17 protein-coding genes are annotated in these 18,769 nt (G+C 45.8%); 13 read left to right on the plus strand and 4 right to left on the minus strand.

Annotated elements, in window-relative coordinates; genetic code table 11:
• Positions 1 to 70: 70 nt before the first annotated feature.
• From HMPREF0868_RS01270 to brnQ, 4 genes are all read right to left on the minus strand, one after another.
• Entirely contained in the window at positions 71 to 1,501 is a 1,431-nt protein-coding gene (locus HMPREF0868_RS01270; RefSeq protein WP_012992897.1) for an APC family permease, read from the minus strand.
• A 352-nt stretch (positions 1,502 to 1,853) separates the two neighbouring features.
• Positions 1,854 to 2,684, minus strand: coding sequence for an SDR family NAD(P)-dependent oxidoreductase (locus HMPREF0868_RS01275; protein WP_012992898.1), 831 nt, complete (start codon positions 2,682 to 2,684; stop codon positions 1,854 to 1,856).
• A gap of 177 nt (positions 2,685 to 2,861) precedes the next feature.
• Positions 2,862 to 4,217 carry an MATE family efflux transporter gene (locus tag HMPREF0868_RS01280; RefSeq protein ID WP_012992899.1) on the minus strand — a complete coding sequence of 452 codons (1,356 nt, stop codon included), beginning with the start codon at positions 4,215 to 4,217 and terminating at the stop codon, positions 2,862 to 2,864.
• Positions 4,218 to 4,509: 292 nt separating this feature from the next.
• Entirely contained in the window at positions 4,510 to 5,859 is a 1,350-nt protein-coding gene (brnQ, locus tag HMPREF0868_RS01285) for a branched-chain amino acid transport system II carrier protein (protein WP_012992900.1), read from the minus strand.
• 393 nt (positions 5,860 to 6,252) lie between these two features.
• Here brnQ and HMPREF0868_RS01290 point away from each other — a divergent pair, with 393 nt between their 5' ends.
• The 13 genes from HMPREF0868_RS01290 to HMPREF0868_RS01350 all read left to right on the plus strand — a co-directional run bounded on the left by HMPREF0868_RS01290 (position 6,253) and on the right by HMPREF0868_RS01350 (position 18,677).
• Positions 6,253 to 7,323, plus strand: a complete 1,071-nt coding sequence (locus HMPREF0868_RS01290) for a methionine ABC transporter ATP-binding protein (RefSeq protein WP_197028523.1) — start codon at positions 6,253 to 6,255, stop codon at positions 7,321 to 7,323.
• The gene (locus HMPREF0868_RS01295; protein ID WP_012992902.1) at positions 7,310 to 7,966 is read left to right on the plus strand and encodes a methionine ABC transporter permease; all 657 of its coding nucleotides are present in this window, start codon (positions 7,310 to 7,312) and stop codon (positions 7,964 to 7,966) included. The genes HMPREF0868_RS01290 and HMPREF0868_RS01295 overlap by 14 nt, the downstream gene beginning before the upstream one ends.
• 20 nt (positions 7,967 to 7,986) lie before the next feature.
• The gene (locus tag HMPREF0868_RS01300) at positions 7,987 to 8,823 is read left to right on the plus strand and encodes a MetQ/NlpA family ABC transporter substrate-binding protein (protein ID WP_012992903.1); all 837 of its coding nucleotides are present in this window, start codon (positions 7,987 to 7,989) and stop codon (positions 8,821 to 8,823) included.
• Positions 8,824 to 9,073: 250 nt separating this feature from the next.
• Positions 9,074 to 9,682 carry a DJ-1 family glyoxalase III gene (locus HMPREF0868_RS01305; RefSeq protein WP_012992904.1) on the plus strand — a complete coding sequence of 203 codons (609 nt, stop codon included), beginning with the start codon at positions 9,074 to 9,076 and terminating at the stop codon, positions 9,680 to 9,682.
• Between the two features lie 257 nt (positions 9,683 to 9,939).
• Entirely contained in the window at positions 9,940 to 10,740 is an 801-nt protein-coding gene (locus HMPREF0868_RS01310; RefSeq protein ID WP_012992905.1) for a Crp/Fnr family transcriptional regulator, read from the plus strand.
• The gene (locus tag HMPREF0868_RS07760) at positions 10,715 to 12,292 is read left to right on the plus strand and encodes a diadenylate cyclase (protein ID WP_081470217.1); all 1,578 of its coding nucleotides are present in this window, start codon (positions 10,715 to 10,717) and stop codon (positions 12,290 to 12,292) included. Before HMPREF0868_RS01310 ends, HMPREF0868_RS07760 begins: the two co-directional genes overlap by 26 nt.
• A gap of 13 nt (positions 12,293 to 12,305) precedes the next feature.
• Positions 12,306 to 13,664 carry a phosphoglucosamine mutase gene (glmM, locus tag HMPREF0868_RS01320; RefSeq protein ID WP_012992907.1) on the plus strand — a complete coding sequence of 453 codons (1,359 nt, stop codon included), beginning with the start codon at positions 12,306 to 12,308 and terminating at the stop codon, positions 13,662 to 13,664.
• Positions 13,665 to 13,745: 81 nt separating this feature from the next.
• Positions 13,746 to 14,975: an N-acetylmuramoyl-L-alanine amidase family protein gene (locus HMPREF0868_RS01325; RefSeq protein ID WP_012992908.1), complete on the plus strand. Its 1,230-nt coding sequence runs from the start codon at positions 13,746 to 13,748 to the stop codon at positions 14,973 to 14,975.
• Positions 14,976 to 15,057: 82 nt separating this feature from the next.
• A complete protein-coding gene (locus HMPREF0868_RS01330; protein ID WP_012992909.1) occupies positions 15,058 to 15,918 on the plus strand; it encodes an AraC family transcriptional regulator in 861 nt (286 codons plus the stop codon).
• A gap of 39 nt (positions 15,919 to 15,957) precedes the next feature.
• On the plus strand, positions 15,958 to 16,767 hold the full coding sequence (rpiA, locus tag HMPREF0868_RS01335) for a ribose-5-phosphate isomerase RpiA (protein ID WP_012992910.1): 810 nt from the start codon (positions 15,958 to 15,960) through the stop codon (positions 16,765 to 16,767).
• A gap of 38 nt (positions 16,768 to 16,805) precedes the next feature.
• Positions 16,806 to 17,645, plus strand: coding sequence for a 3-hydroxyacyl-CoA dehydrogenase family protein (locus HMPREF0868_RS01340; RefSeq protein ID WP_012992911.1), 840 nt, complete (start codon positions 16,806 to 16,808; stop codon positions 17,643 to 17,645).
• 1 nt (position 17,646) lies between these two features.
• Positions 17,647 to 18,135 (plus strand): NusG domain II-containing protein, encoded by a 489-nt coding sequence (locus HMPREF0868_RS07765; protein ID WP_012992912.1) that lies wholly within the window; start codon positions 17,647 to 17,649, stop codon positions 18,133 to 18,135.
• The gene (locus HMPREF0868_RS01350; protein ID WP_012992913.1) at positions 18,132 to 18,677 is read left to right on the plus strand and encodes a Gx transporter family protein; all 546 of its coding nucleotides are present in this window, start codon (positions 18,132 to 18,134) and stop codon (positions 18,675 to 18,677) included. The genes HMPREF0868_RS07765 and HMPREF0868_RS01350 overlap by 4 nt, the downstream gene beginning before the upstream one ends.
• The last annotated feature ends 92 nt before the right edge of the window (positions 18,678 to 18,769 follow it).

An 18,769-nucleotide genomic window follows, 5' to 3' on the forward strand; every position in this document is an offset into this window, starting at 1 on the left:
GCGGCAAGATTTTCGCTTGATGTGGCAGTTGCAGCGGCAGCTGGCCTTACGTGAAGGCTGATTTTGAATCTCAGCTGCGGTTATTTTGCTTTTTGGCAATTTGCGGCAGGATGAGACCTAAGCCGATAAGAACGAACGGCGTAATTACTTTCATGCAGAATTTAAACGGGTCTTCGTCATACATGCCTAAGGCACAGGAGGCAGCAGTCAAGGCGAAGCACCAGCCGCCGAGGAAGATTCCCATGGTCTTATTTTTGGTGAAGATGTATTCCGCGGAATGTGCTGCCGCTTTTTTCAGGCCGATGTAGGCGACAAACACCCATAAGTAACGTAACGGCATGCAGACGGAATTAAGTTTAATCAAGAATTTAACCATTTCGTTCACTTGGCCGATTCCGAACATCGGGATAATCAAGAGGCTGAGGACGATGACAGAAATTAATTTGATGCCATTGACATAGGCTCCTTTGTGGTTTCCCTTGCGCATGAATTTCGGGATGAATTCATGGTCGGAAGATTCAATTAAGATACGCAGCGGCGCGTCAATAGAGAGAACCATGACGGCAAATTGGGCGACTACGATAGATATTGCATAGAGAATAACGAAGAGATTGCCAACTCCGTACCAATTTCCTAACATTTGGAATGCTTCATAAGCACCGTTGGTTACGAGATCCTTGGGTGGGTTGAGCGGATCAAACATCATGGCAAGGGCGATTGTCCCAAGAATGGCGGTGGTGATGACCATAGCGGTCATGAAGATGATGCCGCGAGGAAATCCTTTGCCAGGATTTTTTACTTTGTTTACATAAGGTGAAATTTTTTCACAACCGCCTACGGCAAAGAGGAGGACGCTGAAGGAAGTGACGTATTTCCAGTCGAAGGTCGGCAGCAAAGTTGTTGAATTAAAGCTGACTCGGTTGAAACTGATGTCGCGGAAAAGCGGGGCGGAAATAGCCATGAGAATGAAGAGTAACGACATGACTAACCCGGCAAGACCGGCAATCGAGGTGATTTTTTTAACAATATTAATGCCTTGCAAGGCTGTTACGACAACGAGGAGGAAGATAATAATGCAAATTAATTGGATAACTTGAAAATTAAAGTCGCTGGCGCGTTTATCTCCCCAGATTGCCCAACTTCCGGCCACAACTATATTGAGTGGTTTTTGGGAAATATAGGGCATGTGAACCACCCAATAGGTCCAACCGGCATAATAGGCTAACTTTTTACTGAAGCTTTGCTCGACCCACGAGGACACACCGCCGCCGGCTTCTTTGAAGGCCGAACCCATTTCGCCGACCATCAAGGCATAGGGCACGAAGTAGATTACAAAAACTATGACCCAAGTCAAGATGGATCGCATACCGCCATAGAAGGCGTAACCGTTGATTACATTTCCGAAGCCCCAAACCGTCATGAAGGCCATCATTGCCAGTGTTTGCCAGGTAATGTTACGTTGCTTGGCATCCAATGGTACTTTTTGCGTTGCTTTTTCCATAGTAGTACCTGCTTCTTTCATAATATTTGTAAATAAAATGTATAAATTTTATTACAATTCCATTCTAGCAGAAAAAATCAATTAAAGGGAGATATTCGGAAATAAAAATCGTTTTTAATGATAAAAAGAAAATAAATAGTAGAAAAAAAGACGCAATTTTTCTTGGCGTTTGAAAGATAGCTGAATATTTAATCGGGGGGGACTGAAGACAGCTGAAAAGCACTGCGGTGAAAGCTGAAAAACATTTCGGCTGAAGTTGATGACCCAGAATCTTACATGCAGGATTAGCTTAGTTTCTCCCAAGGAGAGGGATATTCTCAGGGTGGTTTAGATAATGTGTAAAGGTTTCGGGTCACGCGTATAATTTTCCGACTATATAGTTGGCCAAACGAATCGGTAAAAAACGGAACAGGAGTACGGCTGCTTTATATGAAATATCTACTGGATACAAGGGCTTAGGGTGATTGACAGCAGCGGCTTTGACAATCGCAGCGGCGATGTGCTCGGCCGGCTTGCCGTGCAGTTCATCATTTTCCATGCGTTTAAGTGAAGCGGCGCAGCGTTCGCGATAGCACAGCGGTTCGGCTGAGAGGTCGACGGGCTTGCGGGCTGCGGTGAAGCCGGTGGATACATCTCCGGGCAAAATGGCTACGGCATTCGCCCCGGTGCCGCGAAGTTCGTTGGCTAAGCCCAGAGTTAGGGCAATCAGCCCAGCTTTGCTGACTGAATAGGCGGTTTGAAAAGGGATAGGAACGGCTCCGGCAACTGAAGATACAATGATAATGCGACCGCAGCTTTTGCGTAAATAGGGTAAAACGGCTTTGGCCAAGTGAATTGCTCCATGTAAGTTGACATCCAGTTGTCGATCCAAATCAGCCGAAACGGCAGCTTCGATTGAGCCGGCAATACCGTAGCCAGCATTACTGACAACCAAGTCGATGTGGCCTTGTTCTTCAGCTATTTGCTTAATCGCAGCATAGATTTGCTCGGGTTGACTGACATCACATTGAATATTAAGTACGGTATTATTGGCACGGCGGCTTAAGTTATAAACAATATACCCTTGTTTCAGCAGTTTTGCGGCGACCGCTTCGCCGATACCGCTGGAAGCCCCGGTTATAACGGCCACTTTAGTTGAAGATACATTGCCCGGGACGATGCTTGAGGTGGTTTGCTGAGTCATATTATTTCTTTCCTTTCATCCTCCGAAGTGCCCAAAATAAATTACAAGAAAGATTATAAATTCTTTTATGCAATTGCGCCACTGGTTGTAAAATAGACGTAAAATAGACGATAACTAATGCCATATAGCTGTCGATGTCGCTATTGGTACCGGCAAGTGACTCTAATGGATATTTCGTCAGTCTTTTATGTACAAAGGATTGACTGTTGTTTGAATCAAACGGTGAAAAGCGAATGCGGACATGACGAATGCTACGGCTTCGGCGATGGGAAATGCCCACCAGATATAACTAAGCTCTCCCCATAACGAAATAATATAGGCCAACGGCAAGATGACGATCAACTGCCGGGTTACGGAAACAATCATGCTTATGGTGCCGTGGCCGAGGGCTTGAAAAAATCCGGAAAAAGTGACGCAGACGGCGGCTATAGGAAAGCTGTAGGAAATGCTGCGTAGAGCGGGGATACCGATAGTCAGCATCAAAGGGGTAGGATTAAACAGTTCAATTAGCTCAGCGGCAAATACTTGCATACCTATAAAGCCGAAAAGCATGATCATAACCGCGTAGACTGTAGCAAGCTTAACGGTTTTTTTGATTCTTGCCGGTTTTTCCGCTCCATAATTAAAGGCGATAATCGGTATGGAGGCATTGTTCAAACCGAAGACCGGCATGAATAGGAAACTTTGAATTTTAAAATAAATCCCCAACACTGCCACGGCGGTTGATGAAAAGCGGCCGATAATTGTATTTAGTCCGAAAATGAGAAAAGAGCCGATAGAAGCCATAACAGAGGACGGCAGGCCTATACGTAATATTTCCCACAAGATTTTGCTGTCAGGGCGCAGATGCTTTAATTTTAGGTGAATATCATGGTTGAATATGTGATTAAAAATAAAGGCTGCGATAGCGGCAATGAGCTGACTCGTTACGGTGGCATAGGCTGCACCCGCTATCCCGAAGGCCGGAAAACCGCAATACCCGAAAATCAATATCGGATCCAGAATTATGTTCAAGATTGCGCCGAACCCCTGAACGATCATTGTCGGCAGGCTTCGGCCGGTTGCTTGCAGGATGCGCTCGAACATGATCTCAAAGTAAAGACCGCCGGAAAGCAACATACAGATTTTAAGATAGCGTATTCCACCATAAGCTATATCGGCGTTGGCGGTTTGTAGATGCATGAAAGGCTCACTGCCGAATACGGAAAAGACAATACTAGCAATTGCACAGCAAAGGGCCAAAAATACGCCGTTGCCGGCGGTGTGTTCCGCAACGCTAAAATTTTTGCGACCCAGATTGCGCGCGACGACGGCATTAACTCCCACAGCTAAGCCAATATTAAAAGCCATAAACAGCATTTGGATCGGAAAAGCCAGGGAAACCGCTGTCAATGCGTTTTCACTGATCTGAGCTACATAAATGCTGTCGACAATGTTATAAAGTGCACTGATGAGCATGGCAACCATTATAGGCAGGGCCATAGTAATCAGGAGGCGATTTTCGGGCATCGTGCCCATTTTATTTTCGTTCATCGAAAACTCCCGGAAATATTTAATTTATTACGTTGCGTCGAATAAAATTAAGCTGTATTGATTGTGATCGAAGATTACATTATATAAAAGCTTGCTATTTGCGAAACGAATATTTATATTAGTTTAACATGGAATGCGCCGCCAGCATAGTCGGGTTGGTTGCGGAGACAAATGCTGACGGCGCATGAAATGTGGAGGATTGTCATTAACAGTTTAGGCCTAGTGGCCTCTCGTTCCCGTATTCGCATTTGGGGAAGGCGGGAAGAATTCGAAATTAAAATTTACTTTAGTATTATTTACTTTGATCAATTACGACTGCAGTGGAACATTGCCGGCAAAATATTTTACCTGCTCCGAAACTGACGACAAAGACAAGTAAGGTCGGAACCAGCCATGCTAAGCTGTATTCGCTCAAAGGTAATTTTCTTAGCAACTCACCCAGGCTTTGCGGCAAGAAATTCATATTGTTGATAACGTCCACAAAGCTAAAGAATAAGCAGGTGTAGATAGTGACCGTGAAAATATGTTTGTTGTTTGAGTAGAAGTCGTAGCCTACGCCGAGCAAAATTAAGACAACGGATACCGGACTCATGATCAACAAGGTTGGCAGAGAGAATTTGATGATGGCATCCAAGCCGAAATTAGCCAAAACACAGGAAATAAGGCTTATTAAAATGACCATCGCGCGATAAGAAATCTTCGGGATAAGTTTACTGAAGTATTGCGACAGGGACATGATCAAGCCGATGCAGGTCGTCAAGCAGGCCAAGCTGAAGACGGTTATGACCAACAGATACCCACCGTAACCCAAAGCCACCCTTGAGGTGAAACGCAAGATATCCGCTCCGTTTGTCGTATCAGGCCACAGTGCAGCCGTAGTTACGCCAATATAGGTGAGCATTGCATATATGACTAGCAGCAGCGAACCCGCAATGAAAGCGGCCATATAGGTGTACTTTTTGCCGACTTTTTCGTCATCCGTAAGTTTAAGCGACTTTATAGCCACGGCGATGGCGAAACCGAAGTTCAGCGAAGCCAAGGCGTCCATGGTGTTGTAACCATCCAATATTCCGTTCAAAAAAGTGGAACTTTGATAAGCACCGGTTGAAGGCCCGAAGTGAGCTGGGAGACGGATCAAAGTAGCTACAAAAAGGCAAAGAATTAGGAAAAGCAGTGTAGGTGTCAGTATTTTACCTACGCGCGGCACCATTTTAATTGGGCTGATGCAGAGCCAGCAAGCTAACGCGAAAAACAGAACAGTGTAGATCAATCTGGCCCAAACAACAGGGACGCTTACCGGCAAGAGGGGCTGAATTGCCATGGCAAAGGGCATGCTGCCGGCACGTGGAATACCCAAACCGGGGCCGATGGCAAGGTAGATAACGATCGGGAAGAGAATCCCGAAACGACGACTTACCTTGGCGGCCAAGGCAGGTGTACCGCCCATTTTGGCGACTGCAAGAATACCTAGTACAGGGCAAATAACAGCGGTTATGGCAAAGCCTAAGATGGCTGAAACGAAATTGCCTCCTGCCAACTTACCCATGAGTGGGGGGAAGATTAGATTTCCGGCTCCGAAGAAGAAGCCGAAAAGCAAGAAACTTATTTGTAGTAGTGAACGAACTGATAATTGTTTCTGCATAGTCTAGTTTGTTTCCTTTTTTTAGTTTGATTAAGCCACTTCTCGCTACGGCTTAATAGGAGGATTTTATTGCCCCGGAACTTGCCTGTCCAGTGAATTTTTGTTATTTCCCACGTCAGCGAAAACTTGATTAATAACGTTCATATTTCTGAACTCATTTTGATGAATTTGTTTAGCCGTAAGGCCTAAAACGCCTGATTTTGACTGCTCATTTAATTTTTGAAGAAATAATGTTCAATACCGAATCGTTTTTTTAGCGAAACTTTGTGTAAATCTTTGATTTTTGCCGAGAAGGCGATTTAGGGGTTATACTGCAAAAATAAGTGTGATAGAATGGTGAAACTTAATCAAACAGCCCATACTGAATTTAAAAATGATATGACGAGATTGCCTATGAATGAGAATTTACAAACAAACATTACAAGATGTTCCGAGAGCGAACCGATGATCAAGATCGCTGGATTGACTAAGATTTACCGTGTTGGAGACCGCGTTTTTAAAGCGGTAGATGATGTTAGCTTGAGTGTAAACCGAAGTGAAATTTTCGGTATCATCGGCTTGAGCGGTGCCGGAAAATCGACTTTGATCCGCTGTATTAATCGCTTGGAAGAACCGGATGAAGGTCAGATTTTAGTTGACGGAGTTAATATAACTGCCTGCAACCGCCATGAACTGTATGAGCAACGACGCGATATCGGAATGATATTTCAAAATTTCAATTTGTTTCAGCAAAAAAATGTTTTTGAAAACATAGCTTATCCGTTGCGCATCGCCGGTCGTAACAAGGCCGAAATAAAGGAACGAGTTGAGGAACTTCTGGATTTTGTAATGTTGCGTGAAAAGAAATTCGCCTATCCGACATCTCTTTCCGGCGGCCAAAAACAGCGGGTTGCCATTGCTAGAGCGATCGCCACCAATCCTAAAGTTTTGCTCAGTGACGAATCAACCTCAGCACTTGATCCGGCCAGCACGGCTCAGATTTTGGATCTCTTGCGCAAAACGGTGGATGTTTACGGCACCTCAGTCGTACTCATCACGCATCAAATGGAAGTAGCCAAGGACATTTGCGATCGAATTGCAGTTATGGAAAATGGCAAAATTATCGAAGAAAACGATGTCGAAACCTTGTTCCGTCGCCCGAAAACGCGGTTGGCGCAAAACTTGATTAAAACGGTAGCGGTTACTACCGAGGAAGCCCCGATTAATGCTTCAGATTATGAGGGCAGCGTTTATCGTCTCAGCTATGATGAAAAGGGGGCTGGCACGCCGGTATTAAGCAGGTGTATTGTTGACTGTAAAGTTGATATAAATATAATCGCCGGTAATATAAGTAAAGTAACCAACACAAGTGTCGGATATTTGTATGTGGAAATTTTGGGTGAGCGACAAAATACCGAGCAGGCGGTCAAATACTTGCGTGACCGTGGTGTCGTAGTACAGGAGGTGCAACATGAATTGGGATAATATTTTACGTTTAATCGTTCCAGCCTTGGGACAAACCTTATACATGGTGGGCGCATCTTCCTTGATTGCCGTAGCTTTGGGGCTGCCGTTAGCGATTGTTCTTTACCTGACTCGCCCTGATGGTTTTTATCCTTGTCGGGCGGTATATCGTCTGCTTAACTGGTTTATCAATATATTGCGTTCTCTGCCGTTTGTTATCTTGATGTTTTTGATGTTTCCGGTCACGCGTCTGTTGGTCGGCAAAATCATCGGTTCGACGGCGTCAATTGTGCCGATAGCCGCTTCGGCGGCCCCGTTTGTGGCACGCTTATTTGAAAGTCATTTTCTGGAGATCGATCGAGGAATAATTGAGGCCGCGCGGGCTATGGGCTCGCGTACTGGCCAAATAATCGGGAGGGTGATATTGCCGGAATCGTTGCCGGCCCTGGTTAACGCTGTCACAATTACGATTATCAACGTCATTGCTTATTCGGCTATGGCGGGACTGATCGGGGGCGGCGGCCTGGGAGATGTGGCCAACGTGTACGGCTACCAGATGCGTCGGTACGACATCATGTACTCTGCCGTCGTAGTAATTATCGTGATTGTGCAGATTGTTCAACACGTCGGCAATACCATTGCTGCTAAGCTTAACCACAAATAATTATCAACTTGGAGGATCTTATGAAGAAAACTTTAGCAATATTATCTACTGTAATCAGCCTTACACTTGCGCTTACCGCTTGCGGAGGCAACGAAACGACTTCGGATAAAACCGGGACAGCTTCCGCTGCTGCCAGCCAGAAACTTGAAAAGATTAAAATCGGAGTCAGCTCAACGCCGCACGCTGTAATTATTGAGAAATTACAGCCGGAATTTAAGGCAGCCGGCCTAGATGTGGAAAGTGTAATTTTTGAGGATTTCGTTCAACCGAATATTGCCCTGAACGATGGCTCACTGGATGCCAACTATTTCCAACACAAGCCTTACTTTGATGCTTTTACCAAAGAGCAAAAACTTGATTTGGAAGTCCTCGGCTACGTGCATATTGAACCGATGGGTTTGTATTCAACCAAATATAAGTCAGTTGATGAAATCAAAGACGGCGATGAAATTCTTTTGCCGAATGACGTAACGAACGGCGCCCGCGCTCTGCTTCTTTTGGAAAAGGCCGGTTTACTGAAACTAAAATCCGATGCACTTGACGTTACTCCGTTGGATGTTAAAGAAAATCCGAAAAAACTTAAACTGACCCAATTGAATGCGCCGACCATTCCAAGCGCTTATAAAGATGCGGCTGCCGGGGTCATAAACAGCAATTTCTTGATCAGTGCCGGTATCGATCCGTCCACCGCTTTGATTCGTGAAGACGGTAAAAACAACCCGTATGCCAATTTGGTGGCTGTTCGCAAGGGTGATGCGGCCAAAGAGAAGTTCCAAAAATTAATTAAAGTGCTTACATCAGAAAAGGCGAAAGAAATTATTAAAACTGAGTTTAAAGGTGAAATTCAGCCGGCCTGAGGTCTCACTTGATGATTTAGCCTGAATCATGTGCCTGTTACCCAACTAATTATAAATATTCTGTTTTTTATTTACAGTCTCCCGACGATCTCGATTGAATTTAATACTTGCCGTGATGTGGCTGATATTGTAAAGTAAAGTCGATTGCTCAAATTGAGCAGTCGACTTTTATTTTTACTTTATTTGATACTGATCAACTGATCAAAGATTTAACGCATCAAAGAATTAATGCATGGAAAGGATGAGATGAATGAAGCGAGTAGCGATTCTGTTGCCTGACGGTTATGAAGAAATGGAAGCTTTGGCGGTGGTTGACGTCTTGCGGCGTGGTAAGATCGACATTGATATGATTTCGGCGAATCCGACTTTAAAGACAACTGGCGACCATGGAATAGTAATTTATGCTGACAAACTTTTATCGGAGGTTAACGCTTCCGATTATGATATGGCGGTGACCCCGGGCGGTTTGCCGGGTACCAAACAACTTCAAGCTGATGCTAAGGTGTTGGCGTTTTTGTCCGATTGTAATGCTGCCGGCAAATATGTAGCGTCGATCTGTGCTTCTCCTATAGTTCTTGGAGCAGCAAAGATTGCCGAGCAATATACCGGTACATGCTACCCTGGATGTGAGACGAAGGTGGGCTTCAAAAAATATGTTGAGGATATGGTTGTAATTGACCGCAATCTGATTACTGCTTGTGGTCCGGCAGCCGCTGTGCCGTTTGCCTTGGCCTTGTTAGAAATTTTAGCAGGCTCGGATGTGGCGGAAAAAGTTGCGGCGGCAATGCTGTGGCCTCGTCTGGAAGCGGCGATTGTTGCAGGTGATGAGCTTTTAAAGCAAGTTCACGGTGACAAATAAATAGAATGTATAGCTAAAACATGGCAACCCAGCACCGTGAGGTAGATTGGTTTAGCTGGGTTGTTTATTCAACTGCGGCAAGCGGCAAGGTAACTGCCGTCTGCCGCAATTCTTTACTACCATTAGTGCTTGCAAAGATTGACTACGATGCTTGCAAAGCTTGACTACGCCGCTGGTTCTTGAAGATAAGCAAGAATTATAGTATTCTGAGATGTGCGAAAACGGAAACAACTGACGGGATAAGGAGATAAGGCAGCATGAAACGCTTGTGTGATGTTTTGACTGATGCTAAAGTCTTTCAGGGTCTTAAGCCGGAAGTTTTCGGTGAGTTTTGCAGCAAATTAAACATGCGTATTCTTTGGAAGGGAGAAGTCATGGTAAATGAAGGCGACGATTGCACCCAACTCGGTATCGTCGCGGCCGGGCAACTTGCTTTACAAAAATATTCCAGCAACGGAGATTTTGTAACATTAGGCCTGCTGGGCCCGGGTGACAGTTTCGGCGAAGATCTAATATTCGGATCAAACCACGTTTATCCTAATACTATTGAAGCAGTTACCAATGCCAAAGTGATAACTTTATCCAAAGAAGTACTTAAATCAATGCTACCGGGAAACCCGGATCTTTTACAAAACTTCATGCGCTTTTTATCGGATCGAGTTCAGGCGCAAAATCGCCGGATTTCCATCCTTTCCCAGCGCAGCTTGCGGAAAAAAATATCAGCGTACTTGCTTGATTTGCTGTGGGAACAAGAAAAAAAAGAAGCAGAAGAACATGGCAAAAGCGACTTAGAGAAGTATGATGGCATTGAAAGTGCGAAAGCCGGGCATGCTGTCGGTAATCATGGCAAACGCATTCTGACCCCGTCGGTTGAGTTGCCTTCGTCCAAAGAAGTGGCCGCCCGCTTGCTGGCCATGCCGCGCCCCTCCTTTTCGCGGGAGTTGGTAAGTATGGAGAAAGATGGTTTAATTAAAACTAACGGCCGGGTGATTTGGCTGACCAACTTAGACAACCTGGAATCCGGTCTGGAAGATGACGAAGATGATTTTGATGATTAACAGTCTGATTATACAGTTGAGTGCGATGCTTTCTGCGTTGATCCGTGCGGCTTTGCCTGCGGTTTTACAAGAACAGACGGCAACTCAGGTCGACGATTTGTTTCGAACGATAGTTAATAGTCTCAGCACAGAATTTTTGTTCGGAACATTTGATACTTGGGGCAATGCGATCGGCGCGGCATTGGACATCTTGGTTACGGCTACGGTGATCTATTTTGTCCTTAAGCTGTTTGATGATTCACGGACTTGGCAGTTACTCAAGGGTTTCGTCTTTATCTTACTTTTAACCGTATTTTGCAACGCGATCGGTCTTAATACGATCAATTATCTACTTTCAAATTCCATCAGTGTTTTGATCATCGGTGTTGTGGTTATTTTTCAGCCGGAAATGCGTACAGCATTGGAGACGGTTGGTCGTAATTCGCTTTCTCTGATCAATACAGTTTCCAAAGACTTGAACAGCAGTAGTCAGGAAATCGCCTCCATGATTGAGTCTATCGCCGTAGCGTGCGACGATATGGCCTCGACTTGCACCGGTGCGTTGATTGTGTTGGAACGTAGTACCGCTCTGGGCGAGCTTATTAAGAACAGCCCGGCTCCGGTTATAATTAACGGAAATATTACTTCGGCGACGTTGGAACAAATATTTTATAAAAATTCACCTTTGCATGACGGTGCTCTGCTTATTCGCAACGGCCGTATCTATGCCGCCAGATGTCATGTACCTTTGGCAGACACCTATCATTTGAGAAAAGATTTGGGGACACGGCACCGGGCCGCTATCGGAGCTAGCGAAATGGGGGATGCGGTGGCCATTGTCGTTTCGGAAGAACGCGGCAGCATATCTATCGCCATTGACGGGCGTATATATGTGCTTGAAAATGGAGATGCTTTGCGCTCGGTACTGACAAAAATTTTGTTGCCCGAGCCTGATACGACGAAAGAAAAATCTTCGCCATTGGCCATTTTACAATCATTCAAGACTTTGGGGGCTTCACTGCGCCGCGATAAATTGGACAATGTTGAGTTGATCGCTGGGAATAAGGCCGTGGTAAGGCGACTCAAGCGGCACCGCTTGGTATTGAAATTTTTGTCGGCCGTCCTGTCCTTTGTGCTATTTTCCTATGTGCAGGCGGTGAACAACCCGCTTGAAATTGCGTCATTTTCACAATTGCCGATTACCGTTCAAGGCATGGAATACTTGGATGAGCAAGGCTTTAAAATGTCATCTAGCGACAAAACGGTTAATTTGGTGCTGCGGGCCCGCCGCAAAACAATTAATAAAATAAAAGACAACCCTGCTGCAATAATTGCATATGTTTCATTGAAAGAGAAGGAAATCAAGGAGGGTGGCCATTCTTACCCGGTGCAAATTAAAATAAATAAGATTGCAGCAGCTTCTTATCGGGTCAGATCATTGGATCCACTCGAAATAACGGTTAACTTTAATCGTGATTCAGGTGATTATAAGCAAATTCTTCCGGGAACTAACCGGCGCGGTAGCGGCGGCCTGGAACAAAATTTAAGTGAAGAAGCGGCAGCTTCCAACTAAGAAAGAGGTTAATATGGGAGTTTTATTTGGTACAGATGGTGTAAGAGGCATTGCCAATACGGAATTAAGTCCGGAATTGGCCTTTAAACTCGGATATTACGGGGCGAGAGTCCTTGCCGCCGACTTACAGCAGAAACCGCGTTTCGTGATTGGCCACGATACCAGATTATCATCGTCCATGCTTGAAAATGCGCTGTGTGCCGGCATTTGCTCCGCCGGAGCAGACGCGTATTGCTGCGGAACAATTCCGACGCCGGGAATTGCTTATCTGACGGCTGAAAAAGAGTTCAGCGCCGGGGTAGTTATTTCGGCCTCGCATAATCCGTATGAGTTTAACGGTATAAAATTCTTTAATTCTACCGGCTTTAAACTTTCCGATGAAATTGAAGATCAGATTGAATCCTATATAACTGGGACAAGGTCCGATGATTTGCCGCGGCCGACCGGTGATGCTCTGGGGACGGTTTTCCCTTATCCTCAGGGAATAGATGCGTATATGGCTCATTTGCGCTATGCTATGGGCTTGGATCTCCACGGTTTAAAGATCGCTATGGACTGTGCCAACGGAGCTGCTTACAGTATAGCTCCGCGTATTTTCCGTAATTTAGGGGCTGAGCTGCATTTGATCGGCGATATTCCCGATGGTATTAATATAAACTCCGGCTGTGGTTCAACCGACTTACGTGCATTAAGTGAGTTAGTCGTACGCGAGAAATGCGATATAGGGCTTGCATTTGACGGCGATGCCGACCGCTTGCTGGCGATAGATCATACCGGATGTGAAGTTGACGGAGACGAGATCATGGCTATCTTGGCGGAATATCTGCGCAGCAAAAACTTACTAGGCAAAGATACCTTGGTGATCACGGTAATGAGTAATCTCGGACTGACCAAACATGCAGAAACGGCAAATTTGAATATAGTGACGACAAAAGTCGGTGACCGTTATGTTATGGAAGCCATGCGTGAGGGCGGTTACACTTTGGGCGGCGAGCAGTCCGGACACTTTATAATGTTGGACTTTGCCACTACGGGAGACGGAATTTTGAGTGCTTTGGCCTTGCTCAAAGCTTTACGTAAGAGTCATAAAACTTTGCATGAGGCCGCTAAGATGGTCACAATTTATCCACAGGTTTTGCTCAAGACCAAGGTTCGGAATGAGAATAAAAGCAAAATTTTGGACTTGCCGGAGGTCGCAACGGCAATTACAAAAGTACAAGCGGTTTTGGGCAGAAATGGCAGAGTGCTAGTAAGACCGTCCGGAACTGAGCCAGTGATCCGAGTTATGATTGAAGGTCAGGATACGGAAGCGATTAAAGCTCAGGCAGAAGAGTTGGTCAAAATTATTGAAACTGCCGAAGCTGCATTATGAGGTGTAGGGCTGGCTGAAGCATAAGGCACACAATTCACGATTAAGGACAATTGCGTATAATTTTAAATAACAGGGCTGCGTGTGAATAAAATAAGCACAAAAAAATTAAAGAAAAGAAAGCTGTTCAAATTGCTTGTCAGTTGCGGTTTCGGAATCGTGATTTTGCTGACGGCAGCCATTTTGTGGCTTTACCTGCGCCCTAAGGAACCTGACTTCGGTTTGTTGGCGGAAAAACAGGATTATAGTTGGCGTGAGTACGGCCATGCGAGGCCGTATACACCCTCCGCCGCGGGCGTAACCAAGGTCTGGCCAGCAGAATCATCTGTCCCGCAATTGCATGATGGCTTAAAAATTTTAAAAAGAATTAATTTACGGGCGGAACAGCCTCTTAGGGGACTGCGGGTGATTCTCGATGCCGGCCATGGTGGCAGCGATCCCGGCACAGTGTGGCCGCAGAAAGGCAAGCATGAGTTTGAAGAGAAAGAAGCTGCTTTGCTGTTGGCCGAGCAGATTAAGCTGAAGTTGCAGGCGGCTGGAACGAAAGTGGTTACGTTGCGCGACCGCGACGAGTTCGTGTCTGTCTATAACCGCAGTGCGACGGCCGGCAGATATATTTTGAATGAATACCTCCAAGGCCAAGCTGATGAGCAGGTTGCTCCGAAACAGGGGCTGGCGAGAACCCTTACCGAGGCTGAGCGGCGTACCTTAGGTGATATCGATTCGGCACTGCAGGAGATAATCGCTAAGAACAAGGACAGTTTTGGGGGGATTTTGGGTGGAATCGGTGCTACGCCTCAAGCTGAAATGCTCATGGACATTGAAAAGCAATTTGTAGATGTTGTCTATTTATCTGTACATGTCAATTCATCTGCTCATAGCGATGTGGGTGGAACGCAGGTCTATTTGTTGCGTTCTCCGACGCTGTTTGCAGCGCAGAATATTCTTCCTTACGAAGGATCCGAATTCTCGGAAACTTATTTGCCGGACGCCAAAGCTGTACCGTTCTATCCCTTGTATCTGAAATATGATGACGAAGCTAGACTGCGCTTGGCGAGAGGGCTGTATACAGCTGTAGCACGGACTGCGCCGGAAATGCGAACCAATATTGCGAAATCAGTACTTGAGGAAAATTTTGCCGTTATCCGTACCTGTAATTTACCCGGAGTGCTTTTTGAAACCGGGTTTATCACTAATGAAAGAGATCGCAAATTTTTGTGGTCAAAAACAGGTCGTGATAAGTTGGCGACGGCGGTGGTTGATGGTTTGAAAACCTACGTCGAGCTGATGCAGAAATTTGCAAAGCATCCATAAAGTGGATCCATAAAGTGCATTCTAAAGCACATTTTTAAAGCACATTCTTAAAATATAGGGAACGGAAACGAAGGGGAACAGAATGGGACAATTTTACAGCAATGAAAAGTATAAGCACCTTTGGGCCGATGATAAGTCCCCGAAGTTGGTACATGTGACTTATATGGAAAAAAAAGCCAGTCAGCATCCGCGTGTTCTCAGCTCAAGTGACAACTTTTCAGAAATAGTTCTGGTAAAAGATGGTGGCGGCGAAATATATATAGGAGATCAAATTTTGCAGGTCGGTCCGGATGATTTGATGTTTTACAACGCTGGAATTCCACACGATCAACGCACGGCCCCCGGCAAACCATTTGTTCGCTATGCTGTTGCGGTAACAGGCTTTAAACGCCCCGGCTGTCGGCCTAACTGCCTTTTGCCTGACGATATTGTACCAGTCATTGCGGCGGGTAAACTGGCTGAGCCGTTGGGGCAAACATTTGAACTGCTATATAATTTGATGGCACAAGATTGCCTTGGCAATGAAAAGACGACGCATTACGTTCTGCAAGCTTTATTGGCTCAAGTCGATGTTATCGTTTCGGCCAAGCAAAATCCGATTGTTACTTCAGAACGTGAGGAAATTCCTTTGGCAACACGGGTGCGTGCCTACATGGACGAGCATTTCTGCGATGAAATCAGCTTGCAGGATCTGGCAGATCGCTTTAACATCAGTTCCTTCTATTTGGCACACATATTTAAAAAACAATACGGTTATCCGCCGTTGCAGTATATTTTGCGACGGCGCATCGGTTTGGCACAGACGCTGCTGATCACAACGGATTTGCCGGTGGGAGAAATCGGAGCGCGTGTCGGTTACGCTAATCCCAGTCACTTCAACTTGATTTTCACCAAAAACACGGGTACTTCACCTCGTAAATATAGATTGAATTACTTGAATTAAATATAGCTATCTCAATAGCTATCTCAGGAGGGTAGGGCAATGGATAAATTAAACTCATCCGAGTCGGCAGCGGCGGAACTGTCGCCGATAGAACAAGGAAAACGTTTGGCCGGTTATAAGGCGTGCGAATGCCTGCGTGACGGGATGCTTATTGGACTCGGTACCGGATCTACCGCTTTTTACGCCATCGAGCGCACAGGTCAGCTGGTGGCGGAGGGCTTACGAATAAAGGCGGTTGCCACTTCTGAAGCGACTGCTAAACTGGCTGCAGCACGTCATATCCCCCTTCTCAGTGCCGATGCTGTTACCGAACTTGACGTAGCGATCGATGGAGTTGATGAAATCGACCCGCAATTTAATGCCATTAAAGGTGGCGGTGGCGCTCTGTTTCGCGAAAAAATTATTGCGATGATGAGTAAAGAGGTCATCTGGGTTATGGATGAACGCAAATTGGTGCCGGCCATTGGGGATTTCCATCTACCGGTAGAAATTTTGCCGTTCGGGGCCAGTTCTCTAATATATAAGATAGACCATCTCGGGTTAAAGCCGCGACTGCGTTGTCGTCGCGGCGAAGAATTACCGGATTGGACTTGCCCGACTGTTCGCCGTCAAATTGAAGTGCTACAAAATCCATCAGAGTCTAAACAATTATGGGTTACCGATAATGGCAATCTTTTGGTGGATTTAATGGTAGACGCTCCGCTTGATTTGGGTTATATTCAAAAGAACCTACTGCCGTTGACAGGTGTTTTAGAAACCGGCCTGTTTTTGAATATCTGTGCCAGAATGTATGTCGGCGGCCAAGGAACAGTCAGAGAGATTATTAATCCTTCTCCGGCCAAACGTTGAACAATATAAAACTTTAGACAATATAAGAGGATTTAAATATGAAAGTTTTTATAGTAGGTGCCGGAACCATGGGGGCCGGAATAGCACAGACTTTCCTGCAACATGACCACACGGTTTGGTTGTATGACACGGTTGATGCCGCCGTTCAGTCAGGATACAAAAAAATAACTGCCGCCTTGCAAGCGGAAACGGTTGCGGGAATATACAAAGCTGAACAAGTTGAAAAGTGGCTGGATAATATCCATCTGGCGACATCATTAGACTTGGCTGCAGATGCTGATTTGGTAGTTGAGGCTATCTTTGAGCATATGAGTGTCAAGCAGGAAGTCTTTCAAGAGCTGGACGATATTTGTTCGGCTAACACTTTGTTGGCGACTAATACTTCCGCGCTTTCAATTACCGAAATTTCCTGCGGCTTGGAACACGCAGCCAACGTTTGCGGTATGCATTTCTTCAATCCTGCGCCGAAGACGCCGCTTATTGAAGTGGTGCCGGGAATGTTGACTCAGCAATCGACGGTTGAGGCAATTCAGCGAATAGCGCACAGTATCGGCAAAGAAACTGTAACTATGCAGGAAAGTGCCGGATTCATTGTCAACCGTCTAGTTATTCCGCAAATCAATGAAGCGGTGTTTTTGCTGATGGAAGGTGTGGCAACAGCTGCTGATATTGATAAGGCGATGATTTTGGGTGCCAATCACCACTGCGGACCATTACACTTGGCGGACAGCATTGGAAATGACGCTGTTTTACAAATAATGGAGACATTGTTATCGGATACCGGCGATGTGCGCTATCGTCCATGCCCGTTATTGCGCAAAATGGTACGTGCTAATTTGCTGGGACGCAAAACTGGTCAAGGATTTTTTAAGTATTAGTATGAAATCAGATACGGGGCGTGACTCGCGGCGGTTTATCCAAAAAATAGACGTGTTGTACTTGGTACTGCTGCTCTTGACCGCTGGTAGTGCTTGGTACTTATTCTATTTTAACGCTCCGGCTGCTGCAGAAGCCCGGGTGTTTGTCGGCCAAAAAATCGTAATGCGTATTGCTTTGCGACCGGGCCAAGCTGAGCGAGAACTAAGCGTTCCGCATACGGCGGTAAAACTGCGTCTGACTTCGGATGGAGGGATTGCTTTTGCGTCAAGCGACTGTCCGGATAAGATTTGTGTACGCAGTGGAGTTTTACGTTTCCCCGGCCAAAGTGCCGCCTGTTTGCCCAATCGAGTTGTTATTCGCCTTTTTTCGACACATGAAGCCGAAAGGGCGGGGAACGCAGATGTGCCGGATATGGTCAGCGGTGGTAGAGGGGCAGGTTTGCGGCCAACTAATAGTGAGGAAGGAAAACTTGCCCGGAGAACAAAATGAATAATCCGATGATGTCCGGCGGAAACAAGATGACCCGTCGAGGTACAACTAAATTAGCTTATCTCGGGCTGATGGCGGCTATGCTGATCGTATTAGGCATTTTGGAAAGCTGGCTGCCACCGCCGCCTGTGGCTGTACCGTTGCGGTATGGCTTAGCTAACCTTGTAGTTATGTTTGCCCTGTGTTTCCTGCCGAAGTCTTATAGTATCTATTTAGCTGCGACTAAAGTACTCATTGCGCTTATCTGGCGAGGTCCGGTGGCTGCTGCGCTTAGCTTAGGTGGCACCGTCTTTGCTTGGGTTGGGGTTAGTCTTCTGTTACTGCTGCCGCCGCGCCGGGTCAGCTACTTTTTTCTTTGCATCAGCTCGGCCTTTTTACACAACTTGGGTCAGTTGGCTGTGCTGAGCCTGTTGCCCCTCGGTGTAACTGTAGGCATTATTTATCCATATTTAATCGTTGTTTCATTACTGACCGGTGCTTTAAATGCGGCGCTGTTTCGTGTGCTTTTGCCGTTTTGGCGCAGAGCTGCTTCATCCAAATAAAAATATCGTAAAGTATCAATTTGCACAATTTTAAGAAGAAAAATTCGTCTTTTGTACATATTTACAGCCTAAAAGTTAAGCTATATCATGAG

The sequence above is a fragment of the Mageeibacillus indolicus UPII9-5 genome, assembly GCF_000025225.2.
Taxonomy (GTDB): Bacteria; Bacillota; Clostridia; order Saccharofermentanales; family Fastidiosipilaceae; genus Mageeibacillus; species Mageeibacillus indolicus.

Bases quoted from the DNA above. Each gene is read 5' to 3' on its own strand.
- HMPREF0868_RS01350 (WP_012992913.1), top strand. From the start codon at position 18,132: ATGAATAATCCGATGATGTCCGGCGGAAACAAGATGACCCGTCGAGGT.
- HMPREF0868_RS01295 (WP_012992902.1), top strand. From the start codon at position 7,310: ATGAATTGGGATAATATTTTACGTTTAATCGTTCCAGCCTTGGGACAA.
- HMPREF0868_RS01300 (WP_012992903.1), top strand. From the start codon at position 7,987: ATGAAGAAAACTTTAGCAATATTATCTACTGTAATCAGCCTTACACTT.
- HMPREF0868_RS01310 (WP_012992905.1), top strand. From the start codon at position 9,940: ATGAAACGCTTGTGTGATGTTTTGACTGATGCTAAAGTCTTTCAGGGT.
- HMPREF0868_RS01280 (WP_012992899.1), bottom strand. From the start codon at position 4,217: ATGAACGAAAATAAAATGGGCACGATGCCCGAAAATCGCCTCCTGATT.
- HMPREF0868_RS01270 (WP_012992897.1), bottom strand. From the start codon at position 1,501: ATGGAAAAAGCAACGCAAAAAGTACCATTGGATGCCAAGCAACGTAAC.
- HMPREF0868_RS01275 (WP_012992898.1), bottom strand. From the start codon at position 2,684: ATGACTCAGCAAACCACCTCAAGCATCGTCCCGGGCAATGTATCTTCA.
- glmM (WP_012992907.1), top strand. From the start codon at position 12,306: ATGGGAGTTTTATTTGGTACAGATGGTGTAAGAGGCATTGCCAATACG.
- rpiA (WP_012992910.1), top strand. From the start codon at position 15,958: ATGGATAAATTAAACTCATCCGAGTCGGCAGCGGCGGAACTGTCGCCG.
- HMPREF0868_RS07760 (WP_081470217.1), top strand. From the start codon at position 10,715: ATGACGAAGATGATTTTGATGATTAACAGTCTGATTATACAGTTGAGT.
- HMPREF0868_RS01305 (WP_012992904.1), top strand. From the start codon at position 9,074: ATGAAGCGAGTAGCGATTCTGTTGCCTGACGGTTATGAAGAAATGGAA.
- HMPREF0868_RS01290 (WP_197028523.1), top strand. From the start codon at position 6,253: ATGAATGAGAATTTACAAACAAACATTACAAGATGTTCCGAGAGCGAA.
- HMPREF0868_RS01340 (WP_012992911.1), top strand. From the start codon at position 16,806: ATGAAAGTTTTTATAGTAGGTGCCGGAACCATGGGGGCCGGAATAGCA.
- HMPREF0868_RS07765 (WP_012992912.1), top strand. From the start codon at position 17,647: ATGAAATCAGATACGGGGCGTGACTCGCGGCGGTTTATCCAAAAAATA.
- brnQ (WP_012992900.1), bottom strand. From the start codon at position 5,859: ATGCAGAAACAATTATCAGTTCGTTCACTACTACAAATAAGTTTCTTG.
- HMPREF0868_RS01330 (WP_012992909.1), top strand. From the start codon at position 15,058: ATGGGACAATTTTACAGCAATGAAAAGTATAAGCACCTTTGGGCCGAT.